Annotated in this window: 22 protein-coding genes and 1 pseudogene; 15 read left to right on the top strand and 8 right to left on the bottom strand. The window is 71.3% G+C overall.

The genetic code is table 11. The features are described from left to right. The first annotated feature begins 32 nt into the window (after positions 1-32). From KK483_RS32880 to KK483_RS32895, 4 genes are all read left to right on the top strand, one after another. A complete protein-coding gene (locus KK483_RS32880; RefSeq protein WP_262008855.1) occupies positions 33-1,055 on the top strand; it encodes a LacI family DNA-binding transcriptional regulator in 1,023 nt (340 codons plus the stop codon). Positions 1,056-1,131: 76 nt separating this feature from the next. Further along, positions 1,132-1,401, top strand: a complete 270-nt coding sequence (locus KK483_RS32885; protein WP_262008856.1) for a hypothetical protein — start codon at positions 1,132-1,134, stop codon at positions 1,399-1,401. A gap of 247 nt (positions 1,402-1,648) precedes the next feature. Continuing rightward, on the top strand, positions 1,649-3,085 hold the full coding sequence (locus KK483_RS32890; RefSeq protein ID WP_262008857.1) for a benzaldehyde dehydrogenase: 1,437 nt from the start codon (positions 1,649-1,651) through the stop codon (positions 3,083-3,085). 497 nt (positions 3,086-3,582) lie between these two features. Further along, positions 3,583-4,230 (top strand): DUF4230 domain-containing protein, encoded by a 648-nt coding sequence (locus KK483_RS32895; RefSeq protein WP_262008858.1) that lies wholly within the window; start codon positions 3,583-3,585, stop codon positions 4,228-4,230. 118 nt (positions 4,231-4,348) lie between these two features. On the opposite strand, the gene trxA is transcribed toward KK483_RS32895, so the two are convergent. Beyond that, positions 4,349-4,717 carry a thioredoxin gene (gene trxA / locus KK483_RS32900; RefSeq protein ID WP_262008859.1) on the bottom strand — a complete coding sequence of 123 codons (369 nt, stop codon included), beginning with the start codon at positions 4,715-4,717 and terminating at the stop codon, positions 4,349-4,351. A gap of 117 nt (positions 4,718-4,834) precedes the next feature. On the opposite strand from trxA, the gene KK483_RS32905 reads away from it, so the two are divergent. Beyond that, on the top strand, positions 4,835-6,265 hold the full coding sequence (locus tag KK483_RS32905) for an NAD(P)/FAD-dependent oxidoreductase (protein ID WP_262008860.1): 1,431 nt from the start codon (positions 4,835-4,837) through the stop codon (positions 6,263-6,265). A gap of 1,005 nt (positions 6,266-7,270) precedes the next feature. Next, positions 7,271-8,446, top strand: coding sequence for a hypothetical protein (locus tag KK483_RS32910; RefSeq protein ID WP_262008861.1), 1,176 nt, complete (start codon positions 7,271-7,273; stop codon positions 8,444-8,446). Between the two features lie 72 nt (positions 8,447-8,518). Here KK483_RS32910 and KK483_RS32915 read toward each other — a convergent pair. Then, positions 8,519-9,483 (bottom strand): annotated as a pseudogene (locus KK483_RS32915) (electron transfer flavoprotein subunit alpha/FixB family protein). A gap of 99 nt (positions 9,484-9,582) precedes the next feature. Next, positions 9,583-10,368: an electron transfer flavoprotein subunit beta/FixA family protein gene (locus KK483_RS32920; protein ID WP_262003220.1), complete on the bottom strand. Its 786-nt coding sequence runs from the start codon at positions 10,366-10,368 to the stop codon at positions 9,583-9,585. Between the two features lie 154 nt (positions 10,369-10,522). Between KK483_RS32920 and KK483_RS32925 the strand changes: the two genes are divergently transcribed. Both KK483_RS32925 and KK483_RS32930 read left to right on the top strand, forming a co-directional pair. Continuing rightward, positions 10,523-11,266 (top strand): TetR family transcriptional regulator, encoded by a 744-nt coding sequence (locus KK483_RS32925; RefSeq protein ID WP_399016265.1) that lies wholly within the window; start codon positions 10,523-10,525, stop codon positions 11,264-11,266. 115 nt (positions 11,267-11,381) lie between these two features. Beyond that, complete coding sequence (locus KK483_RS32930) at positions 11,382-11,774, top strand: Zn-ribbon domain-containing OB-fold protein (RefSeq protein ID WP_262008864.1); 393 nt, start codon at positions 11,382-11,384, stop codon at positions 11,772-11,774. 16 nt (positions 11,775-11,790) lie between these two features. Here the strand turns inward: KK483_RS32930 and KK483_RS32935 are convergent, their stop codons facing one another. The 3 genes from KK483_RS32935 to KK483_RS32945 form a co-directional block, all read right to left on the bottom strand. Further along, positions 11,791-12,990: an anhydro-N-acetylmuramic acid kinase gene (locus KK483_RS32935; RefSeq protein WP_262009794.1), complete on the bottom strand. Its 1,200-nt coding sequence runs from the start codon at positions 12,988-12,990 to the stop codon at positions 11,791-11,793. Positions 12,991-13,051: 61 nt separating this feature from the next. Beyond that, positions 13,052-14,425, bottom strand: coding sequence for an MFS transporter (locus tag KK483_RS32940; RefSeq protein WP_262008865.1), 1,374 nt, complete (start codon positions 14,423-14,425; stop codon positions 13,052-13,054). Positions 14,426-14,569: 144 nt separating this feature from the next. Next, the gene (locus tag KK483_RS32945; RefSeq protein ID WP_399016268.1) at positions 14,570-14,863 is read right to left on the bottom strand and encodes a tetratricopeptide repeat protein; all 294 of its coding nucleotides are present in this window, start codon (positions 14,861-14,863) and stop codon (positions 14,570-14,572) included. Between the two features lie 245 nt (positions 14,864-15,108). Between KK483_RS32945 and KK483_RS32950 the strand changes: the two genes are divergently transcribed. From KK483_RS32950 to proP, 5 genes are all read left to right on the top strand, one after another. Next, positions 15,109-16,074 carry a pirin family protein gene (locus tag KK483_RS32950; protein WP_262008867.1) on the top strand — a complete coding sequence of 322 codons (966 nt, stop codon included), beginning with the start codon at positions 15,109-15,111 and terminating at the stop codon, positions 16,072-16,074. A gap of 138 nt (positions 16,075-16,212) precedes the next feature. After that, the gene (gene htpX / locus KK483_RS32955) at positions 16,213-17,127 is read left to right on the top strand and encodes a zinc metalloprotease HtpX (RefSeq protein WP_262008869.1); all 915 of its coding nucleotides are present in this window, start codon (positions 16,213-16,215) and stop codon (positions 17,125-17,127) included. A gap of 31 nt (positions 17,128-17,158) precedes the next feature. Continuing rightward, complete coding sequence (locus tag KK483_RS32960; protein ID WP_262008870.1) at positions 17,159-17,767, top strand: PspA-associated protein PspAB; 609 nt, start codon at positions 17,159-17,161, stop codon at positions 17,765-17,767. A 172-nt stretch (positions 17,768-17,939) separates the two neighbouring features. After that, positions 17,940-18,416, top strand: coding sequence for a DUF5709 domain-containing protein (locus tag KK483_RS32965; RefSeq protein WP_262008871.1), 477 nt, complete (start codon positions 17,940-17,942; stop codon positions 18,414-18,416). 266 nt (positions 18,417-18,682) lie between these two features. Further along, positions 18,683-20,071, top strand: coding sequence for a glycine betaine/L-proline transporter ProP (gene proP / locus KK483_RS32970; RefSeq protein ID WP_262009795.1), 1,389 nt, complete (start codon positions 18,683-18,685; stop codon positions 20,069-20,071). Between the two features lie 63 nt (positions 20,072-20,134). On the opposite strand, the gene KK483_RS32975 is transcribed toward proP, so the two are convergent. Further along, complete coding sequence (locus tag KK483_RS32975; RefSeq protein ID WP_262008872.1) at positions 20,135-20,545, bottom strand: RidA family protein; 411 nt, start codon at positions 20,543-20,545, stop codon at positions 20,135-20,137. Between the two features lie 246 nt (positions 20,546-20,791). Between KK483_RS32975 and KK483_RS32980 the strand changes: the two genes are divergently transcribed. Then, complete coding sequence (locus KK483_RS32980; RefSeq protein ID WP_262008873.1) at positions 20,792-22,693, top strand: LamG-like jellyroll fold domain-containing protein; 1,902 nt, start codon at positions 20,792-20,794, stop codon at positions 22,691-22,693. A gap of 120 nt (positions 22,694-22,813) precedes the next feature. Here KK483_RS32980 and katG read toward each other — a convergent pair whose 3' ends face one another. Further along, complete coding sequence (katG, locus tag KK483_RS32985; protein WP_262008874.1) at positions 22,814-25,045, bottom strand: catalase/peroxidase HPI; 2,232 nt, start codon at positions 25,043-25,045, stop codon at positions 22,814-22,816. A gap of 344 nt (positions 25,046-25,389) precedes the next feature. On the opposite strand from katG, the gene KK483_RS32990 reads away from it, so the two are divergent. After that, positions 25,390-25,800 carry a Fur family transcriptional regulator gene (locus tag KK483_RS32990; RefSeq protein ID WP_262008875.1) on the top strand — a complete coding sequence of 137 codons (411 nt, stop codon included), beginning with the start codon at positions 25,390-25,392 and terminating at the stop codon, positions 25,798-25,800. The last annotated feature ends 180 nt before the right edge of the window (positions 25,801-25,980 follow it).

The raw sequence follows: 25,980 nt of genomic DNA on the forward strand, positions 1-25,980 counted from the left end.
TGCCGGATCGGTCTGGAAAGATGCCGAGGGCGATGAGCCAGACACCCAGACACTCAGCAGAACGTTCCGTTCCGACCAGTGCCGATGTCGCCAGGCTGGCCGGAGTCTCCCGGGCCACCGTCTCGTACGTGCTGAACAACACCTCGGCGGTGCGGATCAGCGAGCCCACCCGCCGCCGGGTCCGCGAGGCCGCCGAGGAGCTGGGTTACGTGCCGCACGCGGCGGCCCGCACCCTGCGCGCGGGCCACACCCGCATCGTGCTGCTGCCCACCGCCCACATCCCCGTGGGCCCCCTCTACAGCCGCTTCATCAGCGAACTCCAGTCGGCGCTGCGGCGCCTCGACTACACCGTGGTGCAGTACGGCAGCCTCGGCCTGGACGGCGACGCCGCGGCCCGCGCCTGGGCGGAGCTGCGCCCCGTCGCCGTGCTCTCGCTCGGTGAGATCGCGCTCACTGCACAGGGCGTCGAGGTGCTCAAGCGCTCCGGCGCCAAGGCGGTGATAACGCTCGGCCCGCAGCGCGTCGCGGGCGCGCACTCCCTCGTCATGGACCAGCGCGAGGTGGGGGCGCGCGCCGCGGAGCACCTCCTGGAGCGCGGCCGCCGCCGCCTCGGCGTCGTCGTGCCCGAGGAGCCGGGGCTCGACCTCTTCTCCGCACCCCGCCTGGCCGGAGTCCGGCAGGTCGCCGAGCCCGCCGGTGCGACGGTCCTGCCCGTTCCGCTCGCGTACGAGGAGGCGGCGGCGGACGCCCTCGCGGCGCGCTGGCGGGGGCTCGGCCTCGACGCCGTGTACGCGTACAACGACGAGTACGCCATGCTCCTGATGCGCTCGCTCCAGGACGCGGGCATCGCCGTCCCGGACGAGACCGCGGTGATCGGCGCCGACGATCTGCTGCTCGGCAGGCTGCTGCGGCCCCGGCTCAGCACGGTGCGGATCGACATGGTCACCGGGCAGCTGCTGGCCGAGCTCGTCGACCGCGCCGTACGCGACCCTGCCGGTGTGCCGGAGCGGCACGATCTCATGGGTGCCGAGGTGGTCCGGCGCGAGTCCACCTGAGGTGCGGGGCCGCGCCGGGACCCGGCGGGCCGGGCTCTGGCGTGCGCCGCGCGTGGCGCGTGGCTAGCGTCGTGGCATGAGCACAGTTCCGCGCCGCTTCGTGATCCTGCTCGTGCCCCAGCATGTCGTGGACCGCTCCGGCGCGGCGGTCGAGGACAGCGCGGTCCGCTCGGCGGTGGTCGAGTACACCGGCATGAACGGGGCGTCCGGCTATCCACGCTACGCGGGCCACGGCATCGTGGCCGATGTCGACCCGGCGACCCGCACGGTGGAGGCGCTGCTGGTGGACGGATCGGAGCTCGACTACGGGCTCACCGCGCTGGTCTCGGAGTACGTCGCGAGCTGAGTTGAGCCGAGCCGAGCCGAGTTGAGTTGAGCTGAGCGTCGGCGCGGCGCGAGCCGGGGCCGCCCGGCGTCCGGCGCCGGTCGAGGCCGGTCGGCGTCCGGGGCCGACCGGGGTCCGCCGCCTCAACTGAGTGCTGTGCCAGGCAAGTTGACGCCGCCGGGAAAGTGTCGGCGTGCGCCCCTCATGGTTAGATGTTGCGCATTCAACTGGGCGAAACTGATCGAAACTGAGCGACTGGAGAGCCTTCATGCCCCTGCTCGACCCCAAGACGTGGCAGCCCGTCAGCCTCTCGGGAGGCGAGTCGGCCGTCGTCGAGCCTGCCACCGGTGAGTCGCTCGCCACCGTGGACCTCGCCGGGCCCGAGGACGTCTCCGCCGCCGCGCGGTCGGCGGCTGCGGCCCAGTCGGCCTGGGCGCGCACCCCGCACCTCGTGCGTGCCGCGGTGCTCCGCAGGGCCGGGGACCTCTTCGACGAGCACGCCGCCGAGCTGCGCGAATGGCTCGTCCGCGAGTCCGGTTCGATCCCGGGCAAGGCCGAGTTCGAGCTGCACGTCGCCGCCCAGGAATGCTACGAGGCCGCCGCGCTCGCCTCCCGCCCCACCGGCCAGGTGTTGCCCAGCGACCAGCCCCGGCTGTCGTACACCCGTCGTGTCCCCGCCGGGGTCGTCGGTGTCATAGCGCCGTTCAACTTCCCGCTCATCCTCGCCATACGGTCCGTGGCCCCGGCCCTCGCGCTCGGCAACGCCGTGCTGCTCAAGCCCGACCCGCGCACCGCGGTCTGCGGCGGCCTCTCCCTCGCCGCCGTCCTCGCCGAGGCCGGACTCCCCGAAGGACTGTTCCACGTCCTGCCCGGCGGAGCCGACGCGGGCCAGGCGCTCGTCGCGGAACCCGGCGTCCCGCTCATCTCCTTCACCGGCTCGACGGCCGCCGGCCGCGCCGTGGGGGAGGCCGCGGGCCGCCACCTCAAGCGCGCCCACCTCGAACTCGGCGGGAACTCCGCCCTCGTGGTCCTGGCGGACGCCGACATCGAGACCGCCGTCGCCCAGGCGTCCTGGGGCTCGTTCTTCCACCAGGGCCAGATCTGCATGACCACCGGCCGCCATCTCGTGCACGCCTCGCTCTACGAGGAGTACGTCGAACGCCTCGCGGCGAAGGCCGAATCGCTCGCCGTCGGCGACCCGCACCGCGAGCAGGTCCACCTCGGGCCGGTCATCGACCGGGGCCAACTCGCCCGGATCCACGGCCTCGTCGAGTCGAGCACGGCACACGGCGCCGTGCTCGCCGCCGGTGGCACGCACAGTGAGCTCTTCTACCGCCCCACCGTGCTCGCGGGCGTCGACGACGACACGCCCGCCTACGCGCAGGAGGTCTTCGGCCCGGTCGCACCGGTCCGTCCGTTCGGCACGCTCGACGAGGCCGCCGCGCTCGCGTCCGCGGGACCGTACGGACTCTCGCTGGGCATCGTGACCCGCGACACCGCGCTCGGGCTCGAACTCGCCGACCGGATCCCCACGGGCATCGCCCACATCAACGACCAGACGGTCAACGACGAGGCCGTCGCCCCGTTCGGCGGCGTCGCCGCGTCGGGCTCCGGCGCGCGCTTCGGCGGCGAGGCCAACCTGGACGCGTTCACCGAGCTGCGCTGGACGACCGTACGCAGGGAGGCGCCCGGTCATCCGTTCTAGGGAGTGTCTTCAGAGTAGCGTCGTCCGCCCGAAGGGCGGGCCTGGCGGCGTCTGGTGGGTGCGATCGCAAGGCGGAGGAGGGAGTCCATGCGGTGGGGGCACCTCCCGTGCCCGAAGGGCTACGGGGGACATCGGCGACCGACGACAACGCGGCGAGGGTGCGTGCCAGGCGTCGCCGGGCAGACGGGACTTTGAAGACACGACCTAGGGCCGGGCTTCCCGGGTACCCGACTCGCGGCGCACAAGCGCCTCTCCGCAAGCCGCTCTTGGCGCGTTGCACGAAGACCTTCCGATGATCGATGGTAGGCAGTCGACGCGGCGCGGGCGACTCCTTCGAAGCCACCGGATCCGGTCAGCGGATCGGGCGGCGGACGGGGTACGAGTATGAATATGGCAAGGACATGGCAAGGACATCGCAGGGTGATGACTCGGGTATGGCCGTCGCCTGATCGCCGCAGCACGAGGGCATCCGTACAGAAGGGCAGGGAAACACCCTCATGAGTTCTGGCAAAGCTGTGCCGTGGTGGGCGAAGGTGCTGGGCGGTGCGGCTCTGGTGGCCGTGGTGCTGGTGGCGGCAATGCGCCTCAGCCTGCTGCCGTCGTTCGACGACGTGTTCGGCGAGGAAACCCGTGACCGCTCGGGCCCGGCGCTCCTCGAGTCCATCCAGGACATCAGCCGCTACGAGGCCGCCACGGGCAACTTCCAGGTCGTCGTGGACCTGGAGAAGGACGCCAAGTACCTGCCGGACGCGCTGCGGGGCACGAGGACGCTGTACGTCGGCGCCGGCACCGTGGACGCGTACGTCGACATGGAGGGCCTCGCCGAGGACGACATCACCGTCAACGACGCCCGCACCTCCGCCACCATCAGGCTCCCGCACGCGGCCCTGGGCAAGCCGGCCCTCGACCCCGACCGGTCCTACGCCGTCTCGAAGCAGCGCGGGCTGTTCGACCGGCTCGGCGACTTCTTCTCGGACAACCCCAACAACGAACAGGCGGTCCAGCAACTGGCGACGAAGCACATCGCGGCCGCGGCGAAGGACAGCCGGCTGACCGCACAGGCCGAGCAGAACACCACGAGGATGCTGCAAGGCCTCCTGCGCTCCCTCGGGTTCACGGACGTCCGGATCACGTACGGCGCGTGAGCGGCGCGGCCCGGGCCGGCAGGCGCTCCGTCCCACGGGGCCCCGGTGCCGGGCCGGGCCGGGCCGTCGCCGCTCCGGGCGAGGGCGGCGGCGGCCCGGACCCCGCCCGCTCACTGCCTCACTGCGCCTGCGGCGCCTCCGCGATCGACTTGCGCACCTCGTCCATGTCCAGCCCGCGGGCCTGCCCGATCACGTCCTCCAGCACCGGCTCCGGCAGCGCCCCGGGCTGGGCGAAGACCGCCACCTTGTCACGGACGATCATCAGCGTGGGGATCGAGCGGATCTCGAACGCCGCCGCGAGCTCCTGCTGCGCCTCCGTGTCCACCTTGGCGAAGACGAGATCGGGGTGGCGCTCCGAAGCCTTCTCGAAGACCGGGGCGAACTGGCGGCACGGTCCGCACCAGGAAGCCCAGAAGTCGATCAGGACGAATTCGTTGTCGGCGACAACCTGATCGAAGTTTTCCTTGGTGAGCTCAACAGTGCTCATTACTTCTTTACCTCTTCCTGGTGTCCGTCCGGACCCGCCCCCCACAACGGCGCAGGGGGCGGCCGTATTCCGCCTGCCCATGTGGCCACGGCGCACACGTACCACCACACTGTCCGTATGACGGAAGCCATGGAGTACGACGTCGTGGTGCTGGGCGCGGGGCCGACCGGCGAGAACGTGGCGGACAGGACGAGGGCCGCCGGAATGAGCACCGCGGTGGTGGAGTCCGAACTCGTCGGCGGCGAGTGCTCGTACTGGGCGTGCATGCCGAGCAAGGCGCTGCTCCGGCCCGTCATCACCCGTGCCGACGCCCGCCGCGTCGCCGGCGTGCGCAGCGCCGTGCAGGGCCCGCTGGACGCCCCCGAGGTACTCGCCCACCGCGACGACTACGCCTCCCACTGGAAGGACGGCGGCCAGGTCCGCTGGCTGGAGTCGACCGGCGCCCGCCTCTACCGCGGCCAGGGACGCCTGCACGGCCCCCGCAAGGTCGTCGTCTCCGGCCCCGGGAACGAGCACCATGTGCTGATCGCACGGCACGCCGTCGCCGTCTGCACCGGCAGCCGCGCCGTCCTGCCGGACCTCCCCGGCGTCGTCGGCGCCAAGGCGTGGACCAGCCGCGAGGCGACCAGCGCGCAGTCCGTGCCCGGGCGGCTGGTGGTGGTCGGCGGGGGAGTGGTGGGCACCGAGATGGCCACCGCCTGGCAGGCGCTCGGCTCCCGGGTCACCATGCTGGTCCGCGGCAAGGGGCTGCTGCCGCGTATGGAGCCGTTCGTCGGCGAGCTCGTCGCCGACGCGCTCACCGAGGCCGGTGCGAGGGTCCGCACGGACGTCTCGGTCGCCGCGGTACAGCGTGACGGGGGCGGTGGACCGGTCACCGTGGTCCTCGACGACGGCGAGCTGATCGACGCCGACGAAATCCTCTTCGCCACCGGACGCGCCCCCCGCACCGAGGACATCGGCCTGGAGACCGTGGGCATCGACCCCGGCTCCTGGCTGCGCGTCGACGACAGCTGCCGGGTCGAGGGCTCCGAGTGGCTGTACGCGGTCGGCGACGTCAACCGCCGTGCCCTGCTGACCCACCAGGGCAAGTACCAGGCCCGCATCGCGGGCGCCGCGATCGCCGCCCGCGCCCAGCACGTCCCTCTCCTCGAAACGGACCGCTGGGGCGCCCACGCGGCGACCGCCGACCACGACGCCGTCCCGCAGGTCGTCTTCACCGACCCCGAGGCCGCCTCGGTCGGCCTCTCCCTCGCCGAGGCCGAGGCGACCGGCCGCCGCGTGCGCGCCGTCGACTACGACCTCGGGTCCGTCGCCGGAGCCGGCCTCTTCGTCGACGACTACCGCGGCCGGGCCCGCATGGTCGTCGACCTCGACCGCGAGATCGTCCTCGGCGCCACCTTCGTCGGCCCCGGCGTCGGCGAGCTCCTCCACTCGGCGACGATCGCGGTCGCGGGCGAGGTCCCCATCAACCGCCTCTGGCACGCGGTCCCGTCGTACCCGACGATCAGCGAGGTGTGGCTGCGTCTGCTGGAGACGTACCGGGGCTAGGTCGTGTCTTCGAAGTCCCGTCTGCCCGGTGACGTCTGGCACGCTCCTCCCCCTGAGCTCGCGCCTGGGAGGTGTCCCCGCCCCCGTGGCCCTTCGGGTACGGGAGGTGTCCCCACCGCATGGACTCCGTCCTCTGCCTGGCGATCGCACGTACCAGACGCCGCCGGGCACGCCCTTCGGGCGGACGACGCCACTGTGAAGACACTCCCTAGGGGTGTTCGGTGGGTAGGTCGTGCCGGGCGTGCGACGCCCGGCACGACCAGTGCGAGCACGGTACGCGCCTGACTCAGCAGCGCCGCGCAGAACGCGACCGGGATGAGCACCAGGAAGGGCCCGCCCACGAAGGCCCCCTGCGACACGCAGGCACGGCTGCCCCGCGTGACGACCAGCCCTCGGAGCCGGTCGGGGCACGTCCGGATGCTCCGCAGTGAGCCGCTCGACCGCCTGGCCCGCCGCCGGACCATGCGCCCGAGCGCAACCGCGCCGGCAGCCCGGGACGATGCCCCGGGCCGGCCATTACCTCCCTGAGCAGCGACTTCGACAGATCGGGTGTCAGCTCGGCGGCTGGTCTCCCCGGATCAGGCACAGGCCACCACTCAGCACGAGAACCGTCGCGCTGCGCGACGTGCACCCGTACGGACCGGACGGCTCGCGCCCGCCCTCGGCGTGCGATCTGCTGACAGCGATCCCCGTACGTACTGGGAGGACTGGACTCGACCGGGAGGACTCGCCATGCCCGACAGCGCAGCACCGGGCCCCGACGCGGGCGGCGCCGACCCTTCCGAGCCGCCGCGCGGACCGTCGGAGCCGTCCAGGGCGCCCGGTCCCTCCAAGCCGCCCGGGGCGCCCCGGCCCTCCACACCGTCCGGATCATCCGGATCATCCGGATCATCCGGGCCGCCGGGTGGGAACGGCGGTGAGGACGGCCGCACCGAACTGGAACAGTTGCGCGAACGCGTCGCGGTGCTCGAAGCCGCCCGTGCGGAGCCCCGGCCCCGGCGGCACGTGACGAAATCCTTTCTCGCCGCGCTGCTGATCGTCATCGGATGCATCCTCGCCCCGTTCGGCGCGGTCTCCGCGTGGGCGTCGAGCGAGGTCGGCGACACGGACCGGTACGTCGACACGGTCGCGCCGCTCGCCTCGGACCCGGACGTCCAGGCGGCCGTGGCGAACCGGGCCGCGGACGCGGTGATGGACCACCTCGACCTGCCCACCCTCCTCGAAGACGTGGCCCCGGCCGACCGTCCCCGCCTCGCACAGGCCCTCGGCAGACTGGGGGGCCCGCTGGAGGACGCGATCGCCGGCTTCGTCCGGGACAGGGCCCAGGACGTGGTCGCCTCCGAAGTGTTCAAGAAGATCTGGGTCGATGCCAACCGCACGATCCACTCCGCCGTCGACAAGGCCCTGACCGGCAGCGGCGGCGGCGCGGTGCAGATCAAGAACGACTCGGTGTCCATCGATCTCGCCCCGGTCATCGACCAGCTGAAGCAGCGCCTCGTCGACGAAGGACTGACGGTGGCGGCGAAGATCCCCGAGGTCCACACCGACTTCACCGTCCTGCGCGCCGACAACATCGGCAAGGTGAAGACGGGCTTCCGGCTGCTCCAGATCGCCGGTTTCTGGCTGCCGGTGCTCTCGGTGCTGCTGGTCGCCGCCGGTGTCCTGCTCTCCGTCCGCCGCCGCCGCGCGCTGGTCGCCGGGGCGCTCGGCCTGGCCGTGGCCACACTGCTGCTCGGCCTGGCCCTGACGATCTTCCGCGTGATGTACCTCAACGCCCTGCCGGACAGCGTGTCCCAGCCCGCTGCGGCCTCCGTCTACGACGCCCTGACGCACTATCTGCGCACGACGATCCGGATGACCGCCGCGCTCGGTGTCGTGATCGCGCTCGGCGCCTGGCTGAGCGGCCCCGGCCGTGTGGCGACGCTCGTGCGCCAGCTGTGGAACTCGGGTATCGGCGCGGTCCGCTCCACCGCCGACCGCGCCGGTCTGCGCACCGGCCCGGTCGGGCCGTTCGTCCACCGCTACCGGGCCTGGATCACCTGGGTGCTCGTGGCCGCGGCGGTGCTCTCGTTCGTGCTGTGGAGCTATCCCACGGGCTGGGTCGTGCTCGGGATCGCGCTCGTGCTGCTGTTCGCGCTGGCGGTGGTGGAGTTCCTCGCGGAGGAGCCGTCGGCGCGCTGAGCCTCCCGGTATGGCGTGGGGCCGCGGGGTGGGGTTCACCGCGCGGCCCCGTGGTGGTGGGGGGTGTCGGGTTCAGCTCTTGCGGGTGTTGATTTCTTCGGTGAGTTGGGGGACGACGTCGAAGAGGTCGCCGACGATGCCGTAGTCGACGAGGTCGAAGATGGGGGCTTCGGCGTCCTTGTTGATCGCGACGATGGTCTTGGAGGTCTGCATGCCGGCCCGGTGCTGGATCGCGCCGGAGATACCGGAGGCGATGTACAGCTGGGGGGAGACGCTCTTGCCGGTCTGGCCGACCTGGTTGGAGTGCGGGTACCAGCCGGCGTCGACCGCGGCGCGGGAGGCACCGACCGCGGCACCCAGGGAGTCGGCGAGCGCTTCGATGATCGCGAAGTTCTCCGCGCCGTTGACACCGCGGCCGCCGGAGACCACGATCGCGGCCTCGGTCAGCTCCGGACGGCCGGTCGACTCCCGCGGCGTGCGGGAGACGATCTTCGTGCCGGTGGCCTGCTCACCGAAGGACACCGTCAGCGCCTCGACACTACCGGCGGCCGGGGCGGCCTGGACCGGGGCCGAGTTCGGCTTCACGGTGATGACCGGCGTGCCCTTGGACACCCGGGAGGTGGTGGTGAACGCGGCGGCGAACGCGGACTGCGTGGCCACCGGACCCTGCTCGCCGGCCTCCAGATCGATCGCGTCGGTGATGATGCCCGAACCGATCCGCACCGCCAGACGCGCGGCGATCTCCTTGCCCTCGGCCGAGGACGGCACCAACACCGCCACCGGCGAGGTGGCCTCGTAGGCGGCCTGCAACGCGTCCACCTTCGGGACCACCAGATAGTCGGCGGGAACTCGGGGGCATCGGCGGTCAGGACCCTGACCGCGCCGTGCTCGGCGAGCGTAGCGGCGGTGGCCTCGGCACCGGGGCCGAGCGCGACGGCGACCGGCTCACCGATACGGCGGGCCAGCGTCAGCAGCTCCAGCGTGGGCTTGCGGACGGCACCGTCCACGTGGTCGACATAGACGAGAACTTCAGCCATGGAACGTCTTCTCTCCTGCGTGCAAAGTATGCGAGACGGGACGAGCGGGCGGGCGGGGCGGGCGGGGTGAGCGGGGCGGTTGGGGTGAAGGGCCGGGGCTCAGATGAACTTCTGCCCGGCCAGGAACGCGGCCAGCTGCCTGCCGCCCTCGCCCTCGTCCTTGACGATCGTGCCCGCGCTGCGGGCCGGACGCTCGACCGCGGAATCCACCGCGGTCCAGGCACCCTCCAGACCCACCTCGTCCGCGTCGATCTCCAGATCGGACAGGTCCAGCGACTCCACCGGCTTCTTCTTCGCCGCCATGATCCCCTTGAACGACGGGTAACGCGCCTCGCCCGACTGGTCCGTCACCGACACCACGGCCGGCAGCGACGCCTCCAACTGCTCCGACGCGGTGTCACCATCCCGCCGACCCGTGACCACACCGCCCTCGACCGCAACCTCCGACAGCAGCGTGACCTGCGGAACACCCAACCGCTCCGCCAGGATCGCCGGCAGCACCCCCATCGTGCCGTCGGTCGAGGCCATACCACAGACGACCAGGTCGAAACCGGTCCTCTCGATCGCCTTCGCCAGCACCAACGACGTGCCCATCACATCCGAACCGTGCAGATCATCGTCCTCGACATGAACCGCCCGGTCCGCACCCATCGACAACGCCTTACGCAACGCATCCCGGGCATCCTCCGGACCCACCGTCACCACAGTGACCTCCGCATCACCCGACGCCTCCGCGATCTGCAACGCCTGCTCCACCGCATACTCGTCCAGCTCGGAAAGCAGACCGTCCACATCGTCCCGATCAACCGTCAGGTCATCACCGAAACGCCGGTCACCAGTCGCGTCGGGCACAAACTTCACAGTGACAACGATCCTCAAGCTCACGCCGGCTCTCCTACTGACTCTGCTGGTTCGGTTGGAAGCGCTGCTCCGCTCAGCGAGCGTATGGCACTCAGTTCCCGTAGTAAAGGTACTCAGTGCCAAAAAGGCGATCCGGTGTTAGGTTCCCCGCATGAGTGAGGTGCGCAAACAGGGCCCCATGCGGGAGGTGCTCGCCGAGGCGGCGTTCGAGCTCTTCCTGGAGCGCGGATACGAGCAGACCACGGTGGACGACATCGTGGCGCGGGCCGGGGTCGGCCGCCGGTCCTTCTTCCGCTACTTCCCCTCCAAGGAGGACGCGGTCTTCCCGGACCACGAGCGCTGCCTGGCCGACATGACCCAGTTCCTGGCCGCGGCCGAGCACGCGGCGGACCCGGTGGCCGCGGTCTGCGACGCGGCCCGGCTGGTGCTGCGGATGTACGCGGCGGACCCGGAGTTCTCCGTCCAGCGCTACCGCCTCACCCGCGAGGTGCCCGGACTGCGGACGTACGAACTGTCCGTGGTGCGCCGCTACGAACGCACCCTCGCCGGCTATCTGCACGGCCGGTACGCCGGCCGGCCGGACGGGGCGCTGCGGGCCGATGTGATCGCCGCGGCCGTGGTCGCCGCGCACAACAACGCGCTGCGGTCCTGGCTGCGTTCCGGCGGCGAAGGCGATGCCGAGGCTGCCGTGGACCATGCGCTCGGGCTCGTGCTGGACGTGTGGGGTTCCGCCGCCGAGACGGCCGCCGCGACGGCGGCCGGGACGAGGGTCCCGGCGACAGCCGACGACACGTCAGGCGCCCCGGCGAACGGCGGTGGTGCGGAGTCGGGCGACGACGACGTCGTCGTCCTCGTGACCCGGCGGGGTACACCCATTTGGCGTGTGGTCCAGAGGATCGAGGCGGCCCTGGAGCCCCGCTGACAGCGCGATAATGGCACTCAGTATCTTTACGTCTCGGCACTCAGTGCCATACGGTGCCCTGGCGCCGAGCCGCTGGCCCGGTGCGCATTCCGGCCCGAGTGCAGGGAGTCGAGACGTGGTGAACTCAGTGCGCCAGGAGACCGTTCTCACCTACCAGCGGTGCCGCTGGTGCGGTACGGCCTCCTTCCGGAGGCTGCTCTGCCCCGTGTGCGCCTCCAGCGACCTGGATCCCGAACAGAGCGAGGGCGCGGGCGTCGTCGTCCGCACATCCGTCGTACACCGCAACACCGCTGTCGCGCGCAACGAGTCGCTGATCCGCTTTCCCGAAGGCTTCATGTTCCGCTGCCGTGTGATCGGTGTCGACCCGCACATGGTGTGGGTCGGGGCTCGGGTGAGGCCGGCGGCGGGCTGGGACTCGGCCGCGGGCGAGGCGGTCTTCGAGATCTGCCGCGCGGGGAGCGACAAGGACGGCGCCGTGGACACGGGCGCCCCCGGTGACCGCTATTGAGCCGGCGCCGCGTTCGCTACCGAGCCGCATCCGCACCCGGCCCCGGTGACAGCACCAGCCGCACGGGCCGTTCGGCCGCGGGCTCGGGCAGGCGCAGCCCGCCGGATCCCGGGGTGATCGAGCCGAGGACACCGGCGTGGCGGGCACCGGTGCAGGCCGGCAGCGTCCCGGCGAGTCCGTTGGCCGTCAGGAACCCGAGCACCGCGAAGGCGTACGCCTCCTTGGCCGCCGACGGCAGCCCGAGCTCGTCCGAGGTGCGCAGCGGGACTCCGCCGAGTGCCGTGCGCAGCCTGGCCATGAGCGTCGGGTTCCGTGTGCCGCCGCCCGAGGCGATGACCTCGGTCGCCCCTACGGCACGGGCGGCGTCGGCCACGGTGCGCGCCGTGAGCTCCGTGACGGTCGCGACCACGTCCTGCGGCGGCAGCGGGCCGTCGCCGCACTCCGTCAGGGCGCCGAGCAGATACGGCAGATGGAACAGTTCCTTGCCCGTGGTCTTGGGCGGCGGCGCGGCGTAGTACGGCTCGTCGAGGAGCCGCCGCAGCAGCCCGGGCCGGACGCTGCCGCGGGCCGCGAGCGCCCCGTCCTCGTCGTAGGCGAGCCTGCCCCCGGTGAAGTGGTGCACGGCCGCGTCGACGAGCGCGTTCGCCGGGCCGGTGTCGAACGCGACCGGGTCGCGGTCCCCGGCGGCCACGGTGATGTTGGCGATCCCGCCGAGGTTCAGGGCGACGGGTGTACCGGGACGCCCGCGCAGCCACATGACGTCCACGAGGCTCACCAGGGGAGCGCCCTGACCGCCGGCGGCGACGTCGCGGGTGCGCAGCCCCGACACCACCGGGCGGCCGGTGGCCTCGGCGATCCAGGCGGCCTCGCCGAGCTGGAGCGTTCCGTGCACCTGGCCGTCCTCGGCCCAGTGCCAGACGGTCTGCCCGTGGGAGGAGACGAGGTCCGTGCGCCCGTCGCACAGCTCGCGGTCGGCCCGTACGGCGAGTGACGCGAACGCCTGGCCGATACGGGTGTCGAGCATGCACACCTGCTGCATCGTGGTCTTCGCCGGGGGCAGCGCGGCGGCGAGCGCGGCGCGCACCTCGGCGGGGTAGGCGGCGCTCACCATGCCCAGCGGCGTCAGTTCGAGGCGGTCCCCGCGCAGCGCCAGATCCGCGGCCGCGGCGTCGACGGCGTCGTACGAGGTGCCCGACATCAGCCCGATGACCCGCATCCCCGGCCTCTCCTCCCGCATCCGCGCTCTCTCCTCCCGCGTCCCGGCCTCACCCCGCTCCTCATCGGTCGCGCAGTGCGCGACGGTGGTCGTCGCCGCGCAGCGTGGCCAGGGCGAACACGCTGACCGCGCAGACCGCACCCACGTAGTAGGCGGGGATGTCGATATTGCCGGTCCGCTTGATCGTTTCGGTGATGATGAGGCCCGCGCAGCCGGAGAAGACCGCGTTCGACAGCGCGTAAGCGAGACCGAGCCCGGTGTAGCGGACGTGGGTGGGGAACATCTCCGCCAGCATCGCGGGCCCCGGGCCCGCCATCAGCCCGACCACGGCACCGGCGGCCAGCACCGCGAAGCCCTTGGCGGCCGCCGGGACGGACGCGTCCTGCAACACGTTGAGCAGCGGGAAGGCCAGCACCGCGGCCAGCACCGCGCCGCTCGTCATCACCGCGCGCCTGCCGATCCGGTCGCTCAGGGCGCCCGCCGGGATGATCGCCGCGGCGAACCCGAGATTGGCGACGACGGTGGCGATCAGCGCCTGCCGGAAGGTCGCGTCGAGGACGCTCTGGAGGTAGGAGGGCATGACGACGAGGAACGTGTACCCGGCCGCCGACCAGCCCATCAGCCGGCCCGCTCCGAGCGCGATGGCCTTGACGGTCTCACGGGTCGTCGCACCCGCCGGCCGCGTTCCATCCGCCGGCCTCGTCGCATCCGCCGGGCTCCCGGCGGATGCCGTACGTTCCTCCCGGTCCTGGAGGAAGGCGGGGGTCTCGTCCAGCCTCAGCCGCAGCCACAGGGCACCCAGACCCATGGGCAGCGTGAGCAGGAACGGCACCCGCCATCCCCAGGAGTCGAGCTGGTCCGCGGTCAGTACGGTCGCCAGCACCGCCGCTGTCGCGGCGCCCCCGAGCAGGCCGAGCGCCACCGTGAACGACTGCCACGACCCGTACAGGCCGCGCCTGCCCGGCGGGGCGAACTCCGTCATGATCGAGACGGCGCCCCCGAACTCCCCTCCCGCGGAGAGCCCTTGGACCGCGCGCAGGAGCGTGAGCAGCCACGGGGCGGCGCTGCCGAGCGTCGCGTATGTCGGCAGCAGACCGATCAGCGTCGTGGCGCCGGTCATCAGCAGGACCACGATGATCAGCGTGGGGCGGCGCCCGATCCGGTCGCCGACACGTCCGAAGAGGGCGGCGCCGACCGGTCGGAAGAAGAAGGCGAGCGCGAAGGAGGCGTACGTCTTGACGAGGGCCTCGACGTCGCTGCCGCCCTCCGGGGTGAAGAAGTTGGCGGCGATGATCGTGGCGAAGTAGCCGTAGACACCGAACTCGTACCACTCGATGAAGTTCCCGACCGAGCCCGCGACCAGCGCTCTGCGGGAACGCGGCGACGCAGGGGACGCAGGGGACGCCTCGGCAGGACCGTGCACGGAGGTGGTCATGGGTGGGTGCCCCCTTCGGCGTCGCTGGTGCGCGGCGGACGACGACGATCAACGTCGGGTGAAAGTTAGTTACACCATCGCGTCGGGATGCTGTCAATAACTTTCACAGGGGGCTGGCGGCGGTACGGCAGGACGACGGCAGGCTCACCCGGCGTCCGGGAACTCCCCGGACATCGCCGCCGCCATCCGCAGGTGCGGGGCTGCTTCGTCGCCCCGTCCCTGCCGCTGCAGCGTCCGGCCGAGCATGAACCGGGCGTACTGCTCCACGGGGTCGCGCTCCAGCACGGCGCGCAGCTCGGCCTCGGCCTTGTGGAGCCGGGCGGAGTGGTAGTACGCACGGGCCAGCAGCAGCCGGGGTCCGACCTGCTCCGGGACCTCGGCCACCAGTCCGCCGAGGATGCGCGCGGCCGTGAGGTACTCCTTGGCTTCGAAGAACATGTTCGCCCGGTTCCAGCGGTCCGCCGCCGTGCCGAACTCGTAAGTGTGCTCGCTCACTTTCTCTCCTTCCGCCTGTGGCCCTGTGGCCCTGTGGCCCTGTGGCCCCGTGGTCCCGTACCGCGGGCGCCGGGCTGCCTCCGGGCCCCGCTCGGTGCCCGCGGTGGCGTCAACCCCCCGAAGTGGTTGAATGTTCCACAACGGCGTGATGCGGTACGCGGCACGCGCACGGCACTAGGTTGGGCACCATGAGCAATCTTGATCGTCAGGCTTCGCTCTCCGTCTGCGGCGGCCGCGGCTTCGTCGTCGCCGAGCCGGTGCGTGAGCTCCTCACCCCGCGCCGCGTCCAGCTCGGCGAATCCACCGAGGTGCGCCGCCTGCTCCCCAACCTCGGCCGCCGCATGGTCGGCGCCTGGTGCTTCGTCGACCACTACGGCCCCGACGACATCGCCGACGAGCCCGGTATGCAGGTCCCGCCGCATCCGCACATGGGCCTGCAGACCGTCAGCTGGCTGCACGACGGCGAGGTCCTGCACCGCGACAGCGTCGGCAGCCTCCAGACGATCCGCCCGCGCGAGCTCGGGCTCATGACCTCGGGGCGGGCGATCAGCCACTCCGAGGAGAGCCCCAGGTCCCACGCGCGCTTCCTCCACGGTGCCCAGCTGTGGGTCGCCCTCCCCGAGGCGCACCGGCACGTGGAGCCCCACTTCCAGCACCACCCCGAGCTGCCGCAGATCACCGCTCCCGGACTGACCGCCACGGTCATCCTGGGCGACCTCGACGGCGCCGCCTCGCCCGGCACGGTCTACACCCCGATCATCGGCGCGGACCTCGCCCTCACCCGCGGCACCGAAACCCGCCTCCCCCTCGAACCCGACTTCGAGTACGCCGTCCTCTCCATGTCGGGCGAGGCCCATGTCGACGGCGTGCCCGTCCTCCCCGGATCGATGCTCTACCTGGGCTGCGGCCGCACGGAACTGCCCCTGCGCGCCGAGTCGGACGCGGCCCTCATGCTCCTCGGCGGTGAACCGTTCGAGGAGGAGATCGTCATGTGGTGGAACTTCATCGGCCGCACGAACGAGGAGATCCAGCAAGCCCGTTCGGACTGGATGACCGGCCCCCGCTTCGGCGAGGTCAAGGGCTACGACGGCGACCCCCTCGCCGCCCCCGAGCTCCCGCCGGTGCCGCTGAAGCCGCGCGGGCGGACGCGCTGACCTGGGGGTTTCGCCGCCCACGAACCGCCCACGAACCGCCCACGAACCGCCCACGGGCCGACCGCGAGCCGACCGCGAAAGGAGCACAATCGAGGGAGGGGGGTACGGCAGCACGGCTCGGCCTGGAAGGTGAGTGAGATGCCAGGTCCCGGACCTCGTTCACGCTATGCCCCGGATCGGGGCCTCACCACCCGCATGGTGACGACGATGTTCCTGATCGGGCTCGTCTACGTGGTCTTCGTCGGCGTCCTGCTGGTCGCCCTCCAGAACGCGTGGCCCGTCATCCTGGTGGTCGCGGGCGGCCTCTTCGTCGCGCAGTTCTGGTTCAGCGACCGGATCGCGGCGTACAGCATGGGCGCCCGCGAGGTCACGCCCGAGCAGGCGCCCGAGCTGCACGGCGCCGTCGACCGCATCTGCGCCCTCGCCGACATGCCCAAGCCGCGCGTGGCGATCGCCGACAGCGACGTCCCGAACGCCTTCGCCACCGGCCGGAACCAGAGCACCGCCCTGGTCTGCGCCACGACCGGTCTGCTGCGCCGTCTGGAGCCGGAGGAGCTGGAGGGCGTCCTGGCGCACGAGCTCTCGCACGTCGCCCATCGCGATGTGGCGGTGATGACCATCGCCTCGTTCCTCGGCGTGCTCGCGGGCATGATGACCCGCGTCTGGCTCTACACCGGCATCGGCCGGAGCAGCCGTGACAGCAACACGGCCATCGCCATGCTCCTCGTGCCCCTGGTCAGCGCCGTCGTCTACGCCATCAGCTTCCTGCTGACCCGGCTGCTCTCCCGCTACCGCGAGCTGTCCGCCGACCGCGCCGCCGCGCTGCTCACCGGACGTCCTTCGGCGCTCGCCTCGGCACTGACGAAGGTGACGGGCCAGATGGCGCGGATCCCGACCCAGGACCTGCGCAAGGCGGAGCCGTTCAACGCGTTCTGGTTCGCCCCCGCGTTCTCCTCCAAGGAGAGCCTGAGCCGGCTGCTCTCCTCGCATCCGACGCTGGAGCAGCGCCTTGACCAGCTGGCCAGGATCTCGACCCAGCTCGGCCGCGCGTGACACCGCCGCCCGGGACGGAGGCGCTTTCCCCGTGGGACTCCTCGACACCATCCTCGGCCGCACCAAGCCGGTACGCCCCGACCTCGACCAGCTCTTCGCCCTGCCCGCGGCCGCGATCACCCTCCAGGCGGGCGCCGGACTCCTGCCGACCGGCGCGGGCTCGGTCTGCTTCGCCAGTGTGGAAGGCGGGGCGTTCGCCAGGATCCAGGAGGACGTACGCCAGCTCCTGGACGCCGACACCGGCCGGGGCGGCGTACCCGTCGAGTTCGGCCAGGACGCCTACGGTTACACCTGGCTCCTGGCCCGCCACCCCGTCGACGACACGGTCTCCCTGGTCAACGACCTGCACGCCGTCAACACCCTGCTCCAGGACGCCGGCTTCGGCCCGCAGCTGCTCTGCTCCCTGATCGGCTTCCGCGACGCCGTCGGGGAGCGTTCGCCGGCACTCGTCTACCTCTACAAACGCGGCACGTTCTACCCCTTCGCACCGCTCCCCGGAGCGCACGAGAAGCGCGACAACGCCCTGGAACTCCAGATCAGGTCCCTGCTCGCGGACGACCTGCGGATCGAGCCCGACCTGAGCCGCTGGTTCCCGGTGTGGGGCGCGCCGGGACTGGGGCCCGCGGTCGACGAGCGCTGAGAGCTGCGGGCTGTGGGCCGTGGGCCGTGGGCTGCGGGCGGTCCGGGCGGTCCGGGCGGTCCGGGCGGTCCGGGCGGTCCGGGCGGTCCGGGCGAAGCGATTTTCGGGTATGGCATAAACAGGGCGTATTTCGTCACTCGGGGCCGGGAAGCGCGTGGGAAAGGAGGACGCGATGTCGGACGAGGCGAGAGGCGACGACGTCTACCAGCCGGAGTTCTCCGATGTGAAGAACCCACCCGCCGACGATCTCGACCTGCAGAACGTGCTCGACGAGCCGGACCTCGACGGCACCCTCGACGAGGGCTATTCCCCGTTGGAGCGGCCGCTGGGCGTGGACAGGTTCGGCACCACGGGCGAGGAGCAGATGCGGGGCGCGCCCCTGGACGAGCGCCTGGCGCAGGAGCTGTCGGACGTGGAGCCGCCCGAGGGGGACGGCATCGGCGATCTGCCGGCCGACGGCGAACCCGTGGACGAAGAGGCCGGGGACGCCCGCACCGGCAGGCTGCTTCCGGAGATCGATGCCACGGGCTGCGCCGTCGACATGATCGCCCACGACGTCGGCGTCGACGGTGGGGCGGCATCCGCCGAGGAGGCGGCCATGCACACCATCCCGGACGAGGAGGAGGGCGAGGTGGAGGACCTCCAGTGAGGTGGGCTCCGCCCCGGGGCGGTTCCGCCCGGGCCCGCGACATGTGTCACAAACTCTCGGTGCTCCGAAGGGCGCGGATGCCTGCGTCGTGCCTGGACAGGCGCCCTTTCCCTGCATGGCGTCAGCTCGCGCTCACTGTGAGCAAGGTGCACGGCTGAGTCTATGGTCGATATCCGGGCCGCCCGATTGGGCGGCTTTTGTCCTTGCAGTCGACCGAAAGGCAGGCGAGCGGAACCTTGCCGGGCGCCACTACCCTCGCACCGACCCTGAGCAAAGCCCCCCACCACGGACGGGGCACCGCCGCGGACGTCAACGTCACCGACCCCGCACTCGTCAAGCGGGCTGTGAAGGCGGCCGCGCTCGGCAACGCGATGGAGTGGTTCGACTTCGGCGTCTACAGCTACATCGCCGTGACCCTGGGCAAGGTCTTCTTCCCGTCCGGCAACCCCACCGCCCAGCTGCTCTCCACCTTCGGCGCCTTCGCCGCGGCCTTCCTCGTCCGCCCGCTCGGCGGCATGGTCTTCGGCCCGCTGGGCGACCGTATCGGCCGGCAGAAGGTCCTCGCCCTCACCATGATCATGATGGCGGCCGGCACCTTCGCCATCGGCCTGATCCCCTCGTACGCGGCGATCGGCGTGGGTGCACCGATCCTGCTGCTCGTGGCCAGGCTGGTGCAGGGCTTCTCGACGGGCGGCGAGTACGCGGGCGCGACGACGTTCATCGCCGAGTACGCACCCGACAAGAAGCGCGGCTTCCTCGGCAGCTGGCTGGAGTTCGGCACCCTCGCCGGATACATCGCCGGTGCGGGTCTCGTCACCCTGATGACGGCGCTGCTGTCCTCCGACGACCTGCTGTCCTGGGGCTGGCGCATCCCGTTCCTGATCGCGGGCCCGATGGGCATCATCGGCCTCTACATGCGGACGAAGCTGGAGGAGACCCCGGCGTTCGCCGCCGAGTTGGAGAAGGCGGCGCGCGAGGAGCGCGAGCGGCCGAAGGTGCCGCTGCGCGACATGGTCACCGGGCAGTGGAAGTCCCTGCTGCTGTGCATGGGCCTCGTCCTCGTCTTCAACGTCACGGACTACATGCTCCTGTCCTACATGCCGAGCTATCTGACCAGTGAGCTCCGGTACGACGAGACCCACGGCCTGCTGGTGGTGCTCGGCGTCATGGCGCTGATGATGATCGTGCAGCCGTTCGCGGGCGCCCTGTCGGACCGCGTCGGCCGCCGCCCGGTGATCATCGCGGGCTGCGTGGGCTTCTTCTTCCTCTCCGTCCCCGCGCTGCTGCTGATCCGCCAGGGCAGCCTGTTCGCCATCGCCCTGGGCATGGGCGCACTGGGCCTGCTCCTCGTCTGCTTCACCGCGGCGATGCCCTCGGCCCTTCCGGCCCTCTTCCCCACCCGCGTCCGCTACGGCTCCCTGTCCATCGGCTTCAACGTCTCGGTCTCGCTCTTCGGCGGTACGACCCCGCTGGTGGTCACGGCCCTCATCGGCGCGACGGGCAATGTGATGATGCCCGCGTACTACATGATGGTCGCGGCGGTCGTCGGCGGTGCGGCGGTCTGGTTCATGGCGGAGTCCGCCGGCCGCCCGCTGCCGGGGTCGGCCCCCGCCGTGGAGACCCAGGCGGAGGCGCGGGCCCTTCGCGGCGCGTAGCACCGAGGGGCCCCCGCCCGGCGGTGGCGACGACCACGCCCACCCGTTCGGTGGTTCGCGGGTCTACGGATCGATGACAGCGGCGATGGCCTCGATCTCCACGAGCTGGTCTCTGTAGCCGAGCACGGTGACGCCCATCAGGGTGCTGGGGACGTCGTGGTCGCCGAATGAGTCGCGGACCACCTCCCAGGCGGTCACGAGGTCCTCCCGCCGGGTGGAGGCGACGAGGACCCGTGTGCTGATGACGTCCTCGAGCGACGCGCCGGCGGCGGTGAGGGCGGCTCGCATGTTCGCGATCGCCTTCGCCGCTTGGCCGGCGTAGTCGCCGACCGCAGCCGTGGAGCCGTCCTCGTCGAGCGGACACGCTCCGGCGAGGAAGACGAGCCGGGACTCGGCGGGCGCCGTGGCTGCGTAGGCGTACTCGGCCACCTGGGACAGGGTGTCGGAGCGGATCAGGGTGATGGCACGGGCCACGTCTCTGCGGTCCCTTCTCGTCGTCCTGGAGTGCGGCCCATCCTGTCAGCGGTGCTGTGGCTCCTGCCTCCCGTTTTCGACAGCGGTGCGACCTCAGCCACCGCCGGATGCTCTCGCGGTGAACCGGCCGTGCAGGAACGGGAGAGGGCGTTCAGCCGACTGCCACCGCACGGTCACGGCCATCTAGCACAGTGCGCCCTGGTTGAGGGTCGTTTGCCGACCTTCATGGCAATGAGGAGCGCACAGATGAACGCAGAAGGGCAGAGCCTGCCCACCAGCCGGCCTCGCAGACGGGCGTTGCTGCAAGCCGCGATGGCCGTTCCGGCGGCCGGCGCGGTCGCCGTGGCCGGGGGCGGGACGCCCGCCGAGGCCGCGTCGCGTACGACCGCGTCACGGCCCGGCGCGTCCGGCCGCTTCGACGCGGAGAGCCCGCGGTTCGCACTCGCCGTGCTGCCGGACACGCAGTACCTCTTCGACGCCGACAGCTCCGATCCCGAACCGCTGCGGGCCACGTTCCGCTATCTCGTATCGGAGCGGGAGGAAGCCAACATCGCCTTCATGACCCACCTGGGCGATGTCACCGAGCACGGTACGAGCGACGAGATCGAACTCGCCGCGGACACCTTCGGCACCATCCACGGCAAGGTCCCGTACAGCGTTCTCGCCGGCAATCACGACATCAAGTCGAGCACCGACGACCAGCGGGGCGACAGCGCGTACCTGTCCTCCTTCGGACCGGACCGGTACGCGTCCATGCCGACGTTCGGCGGCGCGTCGCCCGACGGGTACAACACCTTCCACATCCTGCGTGCCGCCGGTCGCGAATGGCTCGTCCTCGCGCTGGACTGGCGGATCTCCGACGCCGGCCTGCGCTGGGCGCAGGGGGTCCTCGACGCGCACCCGACGCTTCCGGCGATCCTGACCACGCACGACCTCGCGTGGGCCGACGACGAGGGCCGGGCGCAGCTGTCGACCCACGGACAGCGGCTCTGGGACGGCATCATCCGCGGCAACGACCAGATCTTCCTGGCGCTCGGCGGGCACTACTGGCCCCCGGGGCGGACCGTCCTGACCAACGACGCCGACAACGATGTCCACGTACACATCACCAACTACCAGGACCGCTACTACGGCGGCGCCGGAATGATCCGCCTCTACGGCTTCGACCTGGCCCGCAAGACCATCGACGTGGAGACGTTCTCGCCCTGGTTCCTCGACCGCGACCCGGAGAAGCGCACGCTCCTGGAGGCCGAGACGGTCGAACTGACCGGAGACACGGACCGGTTCGGTCTGGACATCGACTTCGAGCGGCGATTCGCCGGCTTCGCCCCCGTCGTACCGCCGAGGCCCCGTCCGGCCGCCGCGGTGATGCCGCGCGGCACCGTCGCGTACTGGCGCTTCGACGCCTCCGGAACGGCGGCGCCGGGCAAGGACGGCACGCCGGTCGGGTCCGGCACGGTGGTGCGCGACCTCAGCGGGCACGGCAACGACCTCACGGCCTCCCGGCTGCACTCCGGCGCCCCCGAGGTCCTCACCTGGTCGACGGAGCACCACCGCGGGCAGCCGGCCCACGCCAGCCTCCGCTTCGACGGCGGCAAGCAGCCGGACCGCGGTGCGGTCCTGACCACCGCGGCCCACGCCCCGCTCAACTCCGAGAAGTTCACCTCGGGCTACACCATCGAGATCTTCGTCAAGCTCCCCGAGCCGTTCGAGGGCGACCACGCCTGGATGGGCATCCTGAGCTGGGAGGGACGCAGCGGCGACGCAGGCAAGACCACCGGCTGGTCCCCCGACGAGCCCACCTGCAGCCTCAACCTGTCGCCCGAGCGCTTCCTGCAGTTCGTGGTCTATCCGCACAAGCAGGACGCCGACCCGACCTCGTGGAGCCACGCGGTGCCGGTGGGCCGCTGGATGCACATCGCCCTGGTCAACGACGGCCGGCGCACGGTGATGTACGTCGACGGTTCGAAGATCGCCCGCAATCCCGCCCAGCCCTCGACGGGCATCGCCACGCTGGGCAAGCCGTTCGTCATCGGAGCGACCCAGTTCGACGAGGCTTTCGGGCAGGGCTTCTACGGGTGGATAGGTGACACCCGCATCGTCAACCGCCCCTTGAAGCCGCAGGACTTCATGGCGCTGTCCGACTGACCGTCCGTACCCGCGCCCGGAACCGAGGACGTCCGGGTCGCCCCGAAAGGGCCGACCCGGACGTCCCGGTCAGTCGTGATCAGTCCCTGACCAGCCCTGACCGGTCCTGGCCTGTCTTGATCAGACGAGGTCGAACCGGTCGAGGTTCATGACCTTGTCCCACGCCGCGACGAAGTCGTGCACGAACTTCTCCCTCGCGTCATCGCTCGCGTAGACCTCCGCGAGCGCGCGCAGCTCGGAGTTCGAGCCGAAGACGAGGTCGGCACGGGTGCCGGTCCACTTGACCTTGCCCGTGGCGGTGTCGCGGCCCTCGAAGGTGTTCGCGTCCTCGGACGTCGCCTTCCACGTCGTGCCCAGGTCGAGCAGGTTGACGAAGAAGTCGTTGGTCAGCGACCCGGGCGTCGTGGTGAGGACGCCGTGCGGCGACTGCTGGTGGTTCGCGCCGAGGACGCGGAGGCCACCGACGAGGGCCGTCATCTCGGGGGCGCTGAGGGTGAGCAGGTTCGCCCGGTCGAGGAGCAGGTACTCGGCCGGCAGGCGGTGGCCCTTGCCGAGGTAGTTGCGGAAACCGTCGGCGATGGGCTCGAGTGCGGCGAACGACTCCACGTCGGTCTGGTCCTGCGAGGCGTCGGCGCGTCCCGGCGTGAAGGGGACCTCGACGTCGAAGCCGGCGTCCTCGGCGGCCTTCTCGACGCCCGCGGCGCCGGCGAGGACGATCAGGTCGGCGAGCGAGATCTGCTTGCCGCCGGCCCCGGCGGTGTTGAAGGACTGCTGGATCCCCTCCAGGGTCCGCAGCACCGCCGCCAGCTCGTCGGGGTCGTTGGCCTCCCAGCCGCTCTGCGGCTGGAGGCGGATGCGCGCACCGTTGGCGCCGCCGCGCTTGTCGCTGCCGCGGAAGGAAGCGGCCGAGGCCCACGCGGCGGAGACGAGCTGGGGCACCGACAGGCCCGAGGCGAGGATCTGGCCCTTGAGGGCGGCGATGTCCTCGGCGTCGACGAGCTCGTGCGTCACCTCGGGCAGCGGGTCCTGCCACAGCAGCGTCTCGGCCGGGACCTCCGGGCCGAGGTAGCGCACGATCGGGCCCATGTCGCGGTGGGTCAGCTTGAACCAGGCGCGGGCGAAGGCGTCCGCGAACGCGTCGGGGTTCTCCAGGAAGCGCCGCGAGATCTGCTCGTAGGCCGGGTCGAAGCGGAGCGAGAGGTCGGTCGTCAGCATGGTCGGCGCGTGGGTCTTCGACGCGTCGTGGGCGTCGGGCACCGTGCCCGCGCCGGCGCCGTCCTTCGGCCGCCACTGGTGCGCGCCCGCGGGGCTCTTGAAGAGCTCCCACTCGTAGCCGAACAGGATCTCCAGGAAGCTGTTGTCCCAGGTGATCGGGGTGTTCGTCCAGATGCCCTCGAGACCGCTGGTGATCGCGTCGCCGCCCTTGCCGGTGCCGTGGCTGTTGCGCCAGCCGAGGCCCTGCTCCTCCATCGGGGCGGCCTCGGGGTCGGGACCGACGGCGTCCGCAGGGCCCGCGCCGTGGGTCTTGCCGAAGGTGTGACCGCCCGCGATCAGGGCGACCGTCTCCTCGTCGTTCATCGCCATCCGGCGGAACGTCTCACGGATGTCGCGGGCCGCGGCGATCGGGTCCGGAGTGCCGTTGGGGCCCTCCGGGTTGACGTAGATGAGGCCCATCTGGACCGCGCCGAGCGGGTTCTCCAGCTCCCGGTCGCCGGTGTAGCGCTCGTCGCCGAGCCAGGTCGTCTCGGGGCCCCAGTACACGTCCTCGTCGGGCTCCCAGACGTCCTCACGGCCGCCGCCGAAGCCGAAGGTCTCGAAGCCCATCGACTCCAGGGCGACGTTGCCGGCGAGGATCATGAGGTCGGCCCACGAGAGGCTCTGGCCGTACTTCTTCTTGACCGGCCACAGCAGTCGGCGGGCCTTGTCGAGGTTCCCGTTGTCCGGCCAGCTGTTGAGGGGGGCGAAACGCTGCTGGCCGGCGCCGGCGCCGCCGCGGCCGTCGCTGATCCGGTAGGTGCCCGCGCTGTGCCAGGCCATCCGGATGATGAACGGGCCGTAGTGGCCGAAGTCGGCGGGCCACCAGTCCTGAGAGGTCGTCAGCGCCTCGGCGATGTCCCGCTTCACCGTCGGGAGGTCGAGCGTCTTGAACGCCTCGGCGTAGTCGAACTCCTCGCCGAGAGGGTTGGACACGGCGGGGTTCTTGGCGAGGATCTTCAGGTTGAGCCGCTCCGGCCACCACTGGCGGTTTCCGCCGCCCTGCGTCGGGTGCGGCGCGCGCCCGTGCGCGACGGGGCAGCCACCTGCGCCCTCCGTCTTCGCGTCTACGACGATTGCATCATGGTTCTCAGACATGGGAATCCTTCCGGACCAGGCGGATCACGGTGCTCTGGAACTGAGGGGCGGTGGAACAGTCGGAGCACAGTCCGGTTCGATGCGGTACGAGCCCCGCCGCGGCGAGCGCGTGGAGAGCCTCACGCACGACTTGAAGGGAAATACGGCCCTGGTCCCGTCACGTCTCTGTCTCCTGCCGTACTGGTGCCGTACTGGAGTCTTCCTGTCCCTTGGCTATCGCCCGATCCGATCCTACGATGGACAGGATCCAAGTCAAGAAGCGCGCCAACCCCGTACCCGATGGGAACCCGGACGTCCACTGGTAAACTTTGCGTGCCCAACCGGACCTGAATAGGTGAACCGACATGAGTGACCTGCTGGAGCGACTGCGAGGGCGTGGCTGGCGAATGACCTCCCAGCGACGTGTCGTTGCGGAGGTCCTCGACGGCGACCACGTGCATCTGACGGCCGACGAGGTGCACGCCCGGGCGGCACAGCGGTTGCCCGAGATCTCCAGGGCGACCGTCTACAACACCCTGGGCGAGATGGTCTCCCTCGGCGAGGTCATAGAGGTCTCCACCGAGGGCCGCGCCAAGCGTTACGACCCCAACGCGCACCACCCGCACCAGCACTTGGTGTGCTCCAACTGCGGCACGATCCGCGATGTGCACCCGACGGGCAATCCGCTGGCCGACCTTCCGGCGGAGGAGCGGTTCGGCTTCACGGTCTCCGAGGTCGAGGTCACGTACCGGGGGCTGTGTCCCTCCTGCGTCTAGGGGGTGTCCGGTGGATCAGGCTGGATCAGCGAGCGGCGTCATGGGGCTTCGGATCCAAGGCGGAGGAGGGAGACAACGCGGTGGGGGTCCTCCCGTGCCCGGAGGGCTACGGGGGAGGTGGTGACCGACGACAACGCGGGAGACGGAGTCGCAGGGCGTCGCGAGCCCAGCATGATCCAC

It is taken from the genome of Streptomyces sp. FIT100 (genome assembly GCF_024584805.1).
In the GTDB taxonomy this organism is placed as follows: domain Bacteria; phylum Actinomycetota; class Actinomycetes; order Streptomycetales; family Streptomycetaceae; genus Streptomyces.

Coding starts and splice junctions, on each gene's coding strand:
- KK483_RS32945 (WP_399016268.1), bottom strand. CDS start 14,863: ATGTTCTTCGAAGCCAAGGAGTACCTCACGGCCGCGCGCATCCTCGGC.
- KK483_RS32940 (WP_262008865.1), bottom strand. CDS start 14,425: ATGACCACCTCCGTGCACGGTCCTGCCGAGGCGTCCCCTGCGTCCCCT.
- KK483_RS32965 (WP_262008871.1), top strand. CDS start 17,940: ATGTCGGACGAGGCGAGAGGCGACGACGTCTACCAGCCGGAGTTCTCC.
- KK483_RS32890 (WP_262008857.1), top strand. CDS start 1,649: ATGCCCCTGCTCGACCCCAAGACGTGGCAGCCCGTCAGCCTCTCGGGA.
- KK483_RS32895 (WP_262008858.1), top strand. CDS start 3,583: ATGAGTTCTGGCAAAGCTGTGCCGTGGTGGGCGAAGGTGCTGGGCGGT.
- KK483_RS32950 (WP_262008867.1), top strand. CDS start 15,109: ATGAGCAATCTTGATCGTCAGGCTTCGCTCTCCGTCTGCGGCGGCCGC.
- htpX (WP_262008869.1), top strand. CDS start 16,213: ATGCCAGGTCCCGGACCTCGTTCACGCTATGCCCCGGATCGGGGCCTC.
- KK483_RS32990 (WP_262008875.1), top strand. CDS start 25,390: ATGAGTGACCTGCTGGAGCGACTGCGAGGGCGTGGCTGGCGAATGACC.
- KK483_RS32925 (WP_399016265.1), top strand. CDS start 10,523: ATGCGGGAGGTGCTCGCCGAGGCGGCGTTCGAGCTCTTCCTGGAGCGC.
- KK483_RS32905 (WP_262008860.1), top strand. CDS start 4,835: ATGACGGAAGCCATGGAGTACGACGTCGTGGTGCTGGGCGCGGGGCCG.
- KK483_RS32980 (WP_262008873.1), top strand. CDS start 20,792: ATGAACGCAGAAGGGCAGAGCCTGCCCACCAGCCGGCCTCGCAGACGG.
- katG (WP_262008874.1), bottom strand. CDS start 25,045: ATGTCTGAGAACCATGATGCAATCGTCGTAGACGCGAAGACGGAGGGC.
- trxA (WP_262008859.1), bottom strand. CDS start 4,717: ATGAGCACTGTTGAGCTCACCAAGGAAAACTTCGATCAGGTTGTCGCC.
- KK483_RS32880 (WP_262008855.1), top strand. CDS start 33: ATGAGCCAGACACCCAGACACTCAGCAGAACGTTCCGTTCCGACCAGT.
- KK483_RS32935 (WP_262009794.1), bottom strand. CDS start 12,990: ATGCGGGTCATCGGGCTGATGTCGGGCACCTCGTACGACGCCGTCGAC.
- KK483_RS32885 (WP_262008856.1), top strand. CDS start 1,132: ATGAGCACAGTTCCGCGCCGCTTCGTGATCCTGCTCGTGCCCCAGCAT.